Consider the following 10206-nt stretch of genomic DNA (forward strand, 5'->3'; position numbering starts at 1 on the left):
GGCGGTCCCCGCGTCAGCCCGCGGTGACCGTCTCCCGGACGGTCCCGTCGGGGCCGGCCACCAGCACCGGGGTCCCGGGGCCGCCGAGGTCCCGTACGGCAGCGCGGTCCTCGGCCGACGCCGACTCCGCCTCCGTCACCACCGCCGCCGCCTCCAGCGACGTCGCCCCGGACGCCACCGCCATCGCCACCGCCGTCTGCAGGGCGCTCAGCTTCAGGGAGTCCAGGGCCACGGTCCCCGCCACGTACGTCCGTCCCGTCTCGTCGCGCACGGCGGCACCCTCGGGCACGCCGTTGCGGGCCCGCGCGGAACGGGCCAGGGTGACGATCTTGCGGTCCTCGGGCTCAAGCGTGCTGCTGTCGGTCATGGTCCGAGCATACGGAGCGGCCCGGGCCGCCGGCCCGCTCACCCCGCACTCGGGCCGCCCCGGGGTGCCTCAGGGGCGGTCGAGCCTCAGCCGTTCGGCCTTCGGCAGGCCGGCCACGACCAGGTCGTAGGAGTCCTCGACCAGCTCCCGGACCAGGCGGTCCGGGAGTTCGCCGTCGGCCGTCACCGTGTTCCAGTGGCGCTTGTTCATGTGCCAGCCGGGGACGATCAGGCCCGGGTGGTCGGCGCGGAGCCGGAGCGCGTCCTCGGGGTCGCACTTGAGGTTGACCTTCAGGGGCCGCGCGTCCAGGTTCACCAGCGCGAAGAGCTTGCCCCGGACCTTGAAGACCGAGATCTCCGGGTTGAAGGGGAAGTCCTCCACCGCCGCGTCGAAGGAGAGGCAGAGGGCGCGCAGCTCCTCGGGGGTCACTCCGGCTTCGCCTCCTCGTCGGCGGGCGGGTCCGCCGGGGCCACCGGCTCCACCAGCACGGTGACGATCTTGTTCCGGCGTCCGGCCGCGGCCTCCGCGGTCAGGCGCAGGGCGCGGGCGTCGGGGAGTTCGACCACGGACGAGGCGCCCGCGATCGGCACCCGGCCGAGCTGCTTGGCGAGCAGTCCGCCGACGGTCTCCACGTCCTCGTCGTCGAACGCCTCCAGGCCGTACAGCTCGCCGAGGTCGCCGATGTCGAGGCGGGCGGTGACCCGGTAGCGGTCCTCGCCCAGGCCCTCGACGGGCGGGAGCTCACGGTCGTACTCGTCGGTGATCTCGCCGACGATCTCCTCGAGGATGTCCTCGATGGTGACGATGCCCGCGGTGCCGCCGTACTCGTCGACGGCGACGGCGACGTGGTTGCGCTCCTTCTGCATCTCGCGCAGCAGATCGCCCGCGTTCTTGGTGTCGGGCACGAAGAACGCGGGGCGCATCGCCGTCGACACCAGCTCGCTCTCGGCGTCCCGGCTGATGTGCGTCTTGCGGGCCAGGTCCTTGAGGTAGACGATCCCGACGATGTCGTCCTCGCTCTCGCCGGTCACCGGGATGCGGGAGAAACCGGAGCGCAGGGCGAGGGTGAGGGCCTGGCGGATGGTCTTGTACCGCTCGATCACCACGAGGTCGGTGCGCGGGACCATGACCTCGCGCACCAGGGTGTCCCCCAGTTCGAAGACCGAGTGCACCATGCGGCGCTCCTCGTCCTCGATCAGCGACTCCTTCTCCGCGAGGTCGACCAGCGCGCGCAGCTCCGCCTCGGAGGCGAAGGGGCCGTGCCGGAAGCCCTTGCCGGGGGTGAGCGCGTTGCCGATGAGGATGAGGAGCGACGGGATCGGACCCATGATCCGCGCGAGCGGCACCAGGACGTACGCGGCGGCCGTGGCCGTGTTCAGCGAGTGCTGGCGGCCGATGGTGCGCGGGGAGACGCCGACGGCGACGTACGAGACGAGGACCATGATCGCGATGGCGATCAGCAGCGCCTCGGCCGTGCCGTCGAACTCCCTCAGACAGGCGTGGGTGATCAGCGCGGCGGCGGCCATCTCGCAGACGACACGGACCAGCAGCGCCACGTTGAGGTAGCGGGTCGGGTCGGCGGCGATCTGCGCGAGCCGGGCGCTGCCCCGGCGGCCGGACCGTACGGCCTCCTCGGCGCGGAAGCTGGAGACGCGGGCGATGCCCGCCTCCGCGCAGGCGGCGAGCCAGGCCACGACGACCAGTGAGATCGCGCCGAGGACGAGGTGCGGGCTCATGAGACGGTCGGAGCCGGAGACGGGCCGGTCAGGCCCCTCTCCGCGCGCCAGCCGTCCACGATGGCTGCCTGCAGGCCGAACATCTCGGCCTTCTCGTCCGGCTCCTCGTGGTCGTAGCCCAGCAGGTGCAGCACTCCGTGGACGGTGAGCAGCTGGAGCTCCTCGTCCATGGTGTGCTGCGTCGGGGCCTCCTTGCCCTGCTTGGCGGCGACCTCGGGGCAGAGCACGATGTCGCCGAGCAGCCCCTGCGGCGGTTCGTCGTCGTCCTTGGACGGCGGCCGCAGCTCGTCCATCGGGAACGACATGACGTCCGTCGGCCCGGGCAGGTCCATCCACTGGATGTGCAGCTGCTCCATGGCACCGGCGTCCACGACGATCACCGAGAGCTCGGAGAGCGGGTGGATGCGCATGCGCGCGAGCGCGTAGCGGGCGATGTCGAGGATCGCCTGCTCGTCGACCTCGGTGCCGGACTCGTTGTTGACGTCGATCGACATCTGGTGCTCGGTCTACTTCCCCTTGTGCCCGGACTTGCCCCGGCCGCCCTTGTGGGTGCCGTTCTGGGTGCCGTGCGTGCTGTCGTACTGCTCGTACGCGTCGACGATACGGCCCACCAGCTTGTGCCGGACGACGTCGTGGGACGACAGCCGGGAGAAGTGGACGTCCTCGACTCCCTCGAGGATGTCCTGCACCTGCCGCAGGCCGCTCTTGGTGCCCTCGGGGAGGTCGACCTGGGTCACGTCACCGGTGATGACGATCTTCGAGTCGAAGCCGAGGCGGGTGAGGAACATCTTCATCTGCTCGGGGCTGGTGTTCTGGGCCTCGTCCAGAATGATGAAGGCGTCGTTCAGCGTGCGTCCGCGCATGTACGCGAGCGGGGCGACCTCGATCGTGCCCGCCGCCATCAGGCGGGGGATGGAGTCGGGGTCGAGCATGTCGTGCAGCGCGTCGTAGAGCGGGCGCAGGTACGGGTCGATCTTCTCGTAGAGCGTGCCCGGGAGGAATCCGAGCCGCTCGCCGGCCTCGACCGCGGGGCGGGTCAGGATGATGCGGTTGACCTGCTTGGACTGCAGGGCCTGCACCGCCTTGGCCATGGCGAGGTACGTCTTGCCGGTGCCCGCCGGGCCGATGCCGAAGACGATGGTGTGCTTGTCGATCGCGTCCACGTAGCGCTTCTGGTTGAGCGTCTTGGGGCGGATCGTGCGGCCGCGCGAGGACAGGATGTTCTGCGTGAGCACCTGGGCCGGGGTCTCCTGGCCGTCGCTCTCCCCGTTCTCGCTCGCCTTGAGCATGGCGATCGAGCGTTCCACTGCGTCCTCCGTCATCGGCTGCCCGGTGCGGAGCACCAGCATCATCTCGTCGAACACGCGCGAAATGAGGGCGACTTCCGTGGCGTCGCCGACCGCGCTGATCTCGTTGCCCCGGACGTGGATGTCGGCCCCCGGGAAGGCCTTCTCGATCACGCGCAGGAGGGAGTCCCCGGAACCCAGCACGGTCACCATGGGGTGCTGGGCGGGGACGGTGAACTGCACTCTCGCCTGCCCCTGCGCGGGGGTGTGAGCTGTGGGTGTCTGAGTCATGGGCCGGCGCTTAAGGCCTGCGGTTCCTCCTCGTCACGGCCGCGCAGCTGAGGGCGGCCTCACGATTCCCAGGGTACGACGCGGGGGTGACAAGGCCGTAGGGCTTTTCACGGCCGACACCGTGACCCACCTCTCGACCGCCCGCGCCGGCCCGGTGACCCGCCTCCCGGCCGACCGGGCCGAGACCGTGGTCCGCTTCCTGTCCGGCCGAGTCGGGCGGTGGTGGGCAAGGCCGGGGTCCGGGGGGGAGCCCCCTGTCAGGGCGACCGGCGGAAGCCGATCGTCGGGACCGCCCGCCGCAGCGGCCAGGGCCGCACCAGCTCCTCCGGAACCAGGTCCGCCAGGAACGCGTACCGCCGCAGGGCCGCCCGGTCCTGTCCCTCGACCGACTGCACCCTGCGCCACCACGCCGCCACCTCGGTCCACCCCGGAGCCGACAGCGAGCCGCCGAACTCCTGGACGGAGAGCGCGGCGGTGAGGCCGGCGAAGGCGAGGCGGTCGGCCAGCGGCCAGCCGGCCAGGCTCCCGGTGACGAACCCGGCGACGAACACGTCCCCGGCACCGGTCGGGTCGAGCGCCTCGACGGCGATGGCCGGAACCTCGGCGGTCTCACCGGTACGCCGGTCCACCGCGTACGCGCCCTCCGCACCGAGGGTGACGACCGCGACCGGAACGTGGTCGGTGAGGGCGTGCGCGGCGGCGCGGGGGCAGTCGGTGCCGGTGTAGCGCTTGGCCTCCTCGGCGTTCGGCAGGAACGCCTCGCAGTGGCGCAGGTCGGGCAGCGCGGCCAGGTCCCACGCGCCGGTGTCGTCCCAGCCGACGTCGCCGAAGACGCGGGCTCCCTCACGCGCGGCCCGGGCGATCCAGGGGGCGCTGCGGCCCGGTGTGAGGGAGGCGACGGCGGCACGCGCGCGCGGGGGGCACGGAGGCAGGTCCGCGCCCGCGGGGCGCCGTTTGAGGGCGGTGGCGGGCGTCGGGTGGGAGGAGGGATCCTCGGGGGGCGGCGGTTCGTGGCCGTGGGAGACCATCGTGCGCTCGCCCTCGTAGGCCATGGAGACGGTGACCGGCGAGTGCCAGCCGGGCACGGTGCGCGACGGGGAGAGGTCGATGCCCTCGCCCCGTTCCAGGGCGTCCCAGCAGTACTCGCCGTAGTGGTCGTCGCCGAAGGCCGCCGCGAGGCAGGTGCGCAGGCCGAGGCGGGCCAGGGCGGTGGCCATGTTGGCGACGCCGCCGGGGCTCGACCCCATCCCGCGCGCCCAGGACTCGGTCCCGCGCACCGGGGCGGAGTCGAGCCCGGTGAAGATGATGTCGAGGAAGACGGTCCCGGTGAGGTAGACGTCCCAGGGCGGGTCGTCCGGTGTGCGCAGCGCGGCGAGGGGGTCGACCTGGGTCTGGCCGCGCGGTCCCTCCGCGCTCTCTGCTGCGAATCCCTCTCCGGTGGACGCGGTGGACGCCATCACGGTGCGCTCCCTGACGTGGTGCGGATCAGGCCAGTGTGCCTCACGCCACCGACAATGTGACCCCCGTCACGTCAGGATCACGCTCACCTCGCCCCGCGCCGGACCGCCCTCCCTCGGGAGGTCACCAGCGCGGCATGGCCGGAGTGACCCACTCCGGGTCGGTGACGCGCATGGCCGCCGCGTCGTCGCGGTCGCGGAGGGAACCGTCGTCCTCCAGCCACCGCCGGTGCAGGGCCGCGAGCCGGTCGCGGTCGAGGGTGACACCGAGACCGGGGGCGTCGGAGACCCGCACGGTGCCGCGCTCGAAGGTGAGGCGTTCGGTGAGGACGTCCTCCGACTGCCAGGGGTAGTGGGAGTCGCAGGCGTGGTGGAGATGGGGGACGGTGGCCGCCACGTGGGTCATCGCGGCGAGGCTGATGCCCAGGTGGGTGTTGGAGTGCATGGAGACGCCCACGCCGAAGGTGCGGCAGAGGGCGGCGAGGTGCTGGGTGTTGCGCAGCCCGCCCCAGTAGTGGTGGTCGGAGAGGACGACCTGGACGGCGTCGCGGCCGAACGCCTCCTTGATCTCGGCGAAGGTCGTCACGCACATGTTGGTGGCGAGCGGCACCGAGGTCCGGGCGGCGACCTCGGCCATGGCGGGGATGCCGAGGGCGGGGTCCTCCAGGTACTCCAGGACGTCCCCGAGTTCCTCGGCCACCTTCACCGACGTCTCCACGGACCAGGCGCCGTTGGGGTCGAGGCGCAGGGGGTGCCCGGGGAACGCGGCGGCGAGGGCGCGGACGGCCGCGATCTCCTCGTCCGGGGGGAAGACGCCGCCCTTGAGCTTGAAGGAGCCGAAGCCGTACCGCTCCGTGAAGGTCCGGGCCTGCGCGACGATGCCCGCCGGGTCGAGGGCGGCGCCCCAGTCGTCCCGCTCCGCCGCCACGCCCTCGGGGTGGCCGGCCCGCTTGTAGAAGAGGTACGCGCTGTACTCGACGGCGTCGCGCACCTTGCCGCCGAGCAGCGCGTGCACGGGCAGGCCGAGGGACCTGCCGAGGGCGTCCAGGCAGGCGACCTCGAGGGCGGAGAGCACGGACAGGCGCAGTTTGTCGGCGGTCTGCACCCCGCGCAGTCCGCCGACGTCGACCTGGCCAAAGACGCGGGAGGCGTCGACGGCGACCTGGTCCGCTGCGGCGAACAGGCGGTTCAGATCGGCGACCTGGTGGCCGACCAGTGTGTCCGCGAGGGGGCGGGCCAGTTCCAGGTACTTGGTGTCGCCGTACGTCTCGCCCAGTCCGGTGGTCCCGTCGGCCGTCACCACCTCGACGATCAGGCGGGGGGTGTACGGCTGGTGGACGCCCTGCGTGTTGAGCAGGGGCGGGTCGGCGACGAGGACCGGCGTCAGCCGGACCTCCGTCACGGTCAGGTCGCGGGACGTCGGCGCGGTCACAGGGCGGCTCCCACCAGGTCGAGTCCGGTCGTGAGCACGGCTTCCAGGTCGGCCAGGTCGGCGGCCGACGGGTCGGTGAGCGGGGCGCGCACGGGGCCGACGGGGCGTCCGCGCAGCCGGGCCGCCGCCTTCACCAGCGACACCGCGTATCCGGGGACGCGGTCGCGCAGCTCGACGAACGGGACGTAGAAGCCGCGCAGCAGCTTGTCGACGGTGCCCGCGTCGCCGTCGCGCAGGGCGGCGAAGAAGGCGTTCGCGATCTCGGGGGCGAAGGCGTGGACGGCGGAGGAGTAGGCGGGGACGCCGACGGTGGCGTAGGCGCGGGCCTGGATCTCGGCGGTGGCGGCGCCGTTGAAGAAGAGGAAGCCGTCGGGGGCGGCGAGGGTGAGGCGCTGCAGGCGGTCGAGGTCGCTGTGGCCGTCCTTGAGGCCGATGACGTTCGGGAGGGCGGCGACGCGCCCGAGGGACCGGGCGGTGTAGGCGACCTGGCCGCGCTGGTAGGCGATGAGCGGGAGCCGGGTGCGGGCGGCGATCCGCTCCAGCTGGGCGACGAGGCCGTCCTGCGGGGCGGCGACGAGGTAGTGCGGCAGGACGAGGAGGGCGTCGGCCCCGGCGTCCTCGGCGATGCGCGCGAACCGGGCGGCCTGCGCCCAGCCGTAGCCGACTCCGGCGACGACCGGTGTCCGGCCCGCGCTCTCCTCGACGGTCACGGCGACGACCCGCCGGTACTCGTCCTCGTCCAGCGAGAAGAACTCGCCGGTGCCGCAGGCGGGGAAGACGGCGCCGGGGGCGGTGGCGAGCTGGGCGGCGACGTAGGCGCGGAAGCCGTCCGGGTCGAGGGAGCCGTCGTCGTGGAAGGCGGTGAGGGGGAAGGACAGCACCCCGTTCGCCATCCCGTCCTTCAGGCGCCGCGCCACGGCGGCCGTACCGCTCGGGTCCGTATCGGTGCTCACCCTTGCTCATCTCCCCATGTAGACGTCATCCACGTATGGAGATGGAGATTAGATACGCGAACGAGAGCCGTCAATGGGTCGGTCCGGAACCGGTACGGGGCCGCTCCGGAGCCGCCCCGGGGCCGGCCCGCGCCTCCCCGCGCCGGATTACGATCGGCGCATGCCGGAAACAGGCGGTGGGACAGGGGGCGTGCGCGAGGTGAAGTCCGCCGCGCGGACGGTGGAGCTGCTGGAACTGCTCGCCGCGCGCGGTGACCGTCCGGCCCGTCTCCAGGAACTGGCGGACGAACTCGGCGTGCCGCGCAGCTCGATGTACGCGCTGCTGCAGACCCTGATCTCGCGGGGCTGGGTCCGCACCGACGTCACCGGCTCGCTGTACGGCATCGGCATCCACGCCCTGCTCACCGGCACCAGCTACCTGGACTCCGACCCGCGGGTGAGGCTCGTGCGCCCGTATCTCGACGAGGCGTCCGAGGCGCTGGGCGAGACGATCCACATGGGGCGGCTGGACGGGTTCGACGTGGCGTATCTGGCGACGCGCGAGTCGCACGAGTACCTGCGGACCATCAGCCGCGTGGGGCGGCGGCTGCCGGCGCACGTGGGCGCGCTCGGCAAGGCGCTGCTGGCGGAGCGGCCGGACGAGGAACTGCCCGAGGGCCCGTACGAGGCGGCGACCCCCCACACCCGCACCTCCCGCGCGTCACTGGCGGCCGATCTCGCCCGGGTGCGGGAGCGCGGTCACTCCGTGGACCGGGAGGAGGGCGTGCTCGGGATCGTCGGCTTCGGGTTCGCCCTGCGGTACGACACCCCCGCGCAGGACGCCATCAGCTGCTCGGTGCCGGTGGCCCGGCTGACGCCGGAGCGCGAGGAGCGGATCGTCGCCGTGATGCGGGAGATCCGGACGAAGGTGGAAGCGACGGTTCCCGCAGGTGGCGGGGCGGTTCACTGGCGGTAGCGGATGCCGTTACCCACCCGCCGAGAGCTGCAAACGCAAAAGTGATCCAGATCACATCTGGCGCACTCCCGCCGCCCTCCCCCCGCTTGATACAAATTGCCCGCGCGTTCCTGTCCGTCGACGGTCGTCGCTTCCACCCCTCATCCGATGGTCCGCGGTTTTCGAACCGTCCCTTTCGCCTGCCCCGGGAACGCCCGTGTTCGCCCCTCGCACCACCCCCTGGCCCCTCGTCGCGCTGTTCACGGCCGGGTACCTCGCCCCGTATCTGCTGCCGACCACCGTCGGCCGGCTGGAACGCGGCCTCGGCCTCTCGGCGACCCAGGCGGGAGCCGTCGGCAGCGCGCTGCTGCTGAGCTCGGCGACCGCCGGGTTCCTGCTGGCCTCCCGCGTGGAGCGGACCGGGGCGCGGACCCTGGCCCGGCTCGGGCTCGTGCTGGCCGCCCTCGGCTACGGCACCGCCGCGCTCACCACCGCGGTGCCGGCCGTCGTCGCCGGTGCGGTCGTGGGCGGGTTCGGCTCCGGTACGGCCACGACCGTCGCCGCGACCCGGATCGCGGCGGAACGCGATCCGCACCGCGCCTCCACCCTCGGTCTGCTCAGCGTCTCCGCCCTCGCGGGCGTGGTGTACCTGACGGTCCCCCGTCTGCCGGGCCACGGCCTCACCCTGGCCGCCGTCGCCCTCACCGCGCTGGCCGTGTGGCCGCTGACCTCCCGCCTGCCCACCGGCGCGTCCGGCTCCCGGCGCGCGGGCAAAGGCGAGGCCACCGGCACGGCCCGTCTCCCGCACCGGCGTTCGGGACTGGTCCTGGCCGGGGCCATGGTGTTCTGGTCGCTCGCGCAGAACGCGCTGTGGGGCATGAGCGGCCGGATCGGCGTCACGCAGGCGCATCTCAGCGAACCGACCGTCGGTGTCGTCTTCGCCGTGGCGCTGGGCGCCGGGCTGCTGGGCGTGGTGGCGGCGGGCGCGCTGGGGTCGCGGCTGGGGCGGGCGCTGCCCATCGGCGGCGGCACCGTCCTCATCGCCGGCTGCATCGCGCTCAGCGCCTCCGCGACCGGGCTGGGGAGCTTCGCGGCCGGGGAGATCGCCTGGAACACGGTCTACCCGGTGGTGCTGTCGTACCTGATCGGGCTCGCGGCCTCGCTGGATCCGCGCGGACGCTGGGCCGTGCTGGTCGGGTCGGCGTCCTCGCTGGGCACCGCCGCCGGGCCGCTGACCGGCAGTGTGCTGTCCGCGCAGGCCGGCTTCCCCGTCATGGGCGCGGTGCTCGGCGCCGGTCTGCTGCTGGTCGCGCTGCCGATGACCGCCGTCGCCCTGCACACCGGCGGGCGCCCGCTGCTGCCGGGCGCGGTCCGGCGCCGTGGCGGTCACCCGGCCGCCGTGGTCGCCGCCGCCACGGGCACGCCGACGGGCGCGGTGCCCGAGGTCGGCGCCCCGGAGCAGCCGGTCGTGGAGATCCCGGTGGACGGCACGCCCGCCCCCGCCCGGCGCGCCTACGACACGGCGGCGGCGACCCGGGCGCCGGGGGGCCACTGAGCCCACGCGGCCGACGGCCGCCCGACGCGCCCGCGCCGGACGACGCGCGACCGGCGACCGGCGTTCCTCGGGCGTCCGGGTTCCGGGCGCCCGGTGCCTACGGCCGGCCGAAGTCGTACGCCTCCACCTCGGCCAGGTACCGGGCCCGCCGCTCCTCGTCGTCGTCCAGGAAGGAGGCGAGGAAGGAGTTGCGGG

The 10206-nt window shown here is 73.4% G+C and carries 10 protein-coding genes; 2 read left to right on the plus strand and 8 right to left on the minus strand.

Annotated features, from left to right (window positions below):
• Nucleotides 1-13 precede the first annotated feature (13 nt).
• The 8 genes from RIM90_RS13305 to RIM90_RS13340 form a co-directional block, all read right to left on the minus strand.
• Nucleotides 14-367, minus strand: a complete 354-nt coding sequence (locus tag RIM90_RS13305) for a cytidine deaminase (RefSeq protein WP_309060879.1) — start codon at nt 365-367, stop codon at nt 14-16.
• Between the two features lie 69 nt (nt 368-436).
• Complete coding sequence (locus RIM90_RS13310) at nt 437-796, minus strand: MmcQ/YjbR family DNA-binding protein (RefSeq protein WP_309060880.1); 360 nt, start codon at nt 794-796, stop codon at nt 437-439.
• Complete coding sequence (locus RIM90_RS13315; RefSeq protein WP_309060881.1) at nt 793-2103, minus strand: hemolysin family protein; 1311 nt, start codon at nt 2101-2103, stop codon at nt 793-795. Before RIM90_RS13315 ends, RIM90_RS13310 begins: the two co-directional genes overlap by 4 nt.
• A complete protein-coding gene (gene ybeY / locus RIM90_RS13320; RefSeq protein WP_309060882.1) occupies nt 2100-2597 on the minus strand; it encodes an rRNA maturation RNase YbeY in 498 nt (165 codons plus the stop codon). The genes RIM90_RS13315 and ybeY overlap by 4 nt, the downstream gene beginning before the upstream one ends.
• 12 nt (nt 2598-2609) lie before the next feature.
• A complete protein-coding gene (locus RIM90_RS13325; protein ID WP_309060883.1) occupies nt 2610-3680 on the minus strand; it encodes a PhoH family protein in 1071 nt (356 codons plus the stop codon).
• A 257-nt stretch (nt 3681-3937) separates the two neighbouring features.
• On the minus strand, nt 3938-5137 hold the full coding sequence (locus RIM90_RS13330) for a carbohydrate kinase family protein (RefSeq protein WP_375165439.1): 1200 nt from the start codon (nt 5135-5137) through the stop codon (nt 3938-3940).
• Between the two features lie 124 nt (nt 5138-5261).
• Nucleotides 5262-6569, minus strand: coding sequence for a glucarate dehydratase family protein (locus tag RIM90_RS13335; protein WP_309060885.1), 1308 nt, complete (start codon nt 6567-6569; stop codon nt 5262-5264).
• The gene (locus tag RIM90_RS13340) at nt 6566-7462 is read right to left on the minus strand and encodes a 5-dehydro-4-deoxyglucarate dehydratase (protein ID WP_309060888.1); all 897 of its coding nucleotides are present in this window, start codon (nt 7460-7462) and stop codon (nt 6566-6568) included. The genes RIM90_RS13335 and RIM90_RS13340 overlap by 4 nt, the downstream gene beginning before the upstream one ends.
• 220 nt (nt 7463-7682) lie before the next feature.
• On the opposite strand from RIM90_RS13340, the gene RIM90_RS13345 reads away from it, so the two are divergent.
• Nucleotides 7683-8477 carry an IclR family transcriptional regulator gene (locus RIM90_RS13345; protein WP_309060886.1) on the plus strand — a complete coding sequence of 265 codons (795 nt, stop codon included), beginning with the start codon at nt 7683-7685 and terminating at the stop codon, nt 8475-8477.
• A gap of 196 nt (nt 8478-8673) precedes the next feature.
• The gene (locus RIM90_RS13350) at nt 8674-10011 is read left to right on the plus strand and encodes an MFS transporter (RefSeq protein WP_309060887.1); all 1338 of its coding nucleotides are present in this window, start codon (nt 8674-8676) and stop codon (nt 10009-10011) included.
• Nucleotides 10012-10206: the final 195 nt, after the last annotated feature.

It is taken from the genome of Streptomyces sp., from assembly GCF_031181555.1.
GTDB classification, from domain to species: Bacteria; Actinomycetota; Actinomycetes; order Streptomycetales; family Streptomycetaceae; genus Streptomyces; species Streptomyces fimbriatus.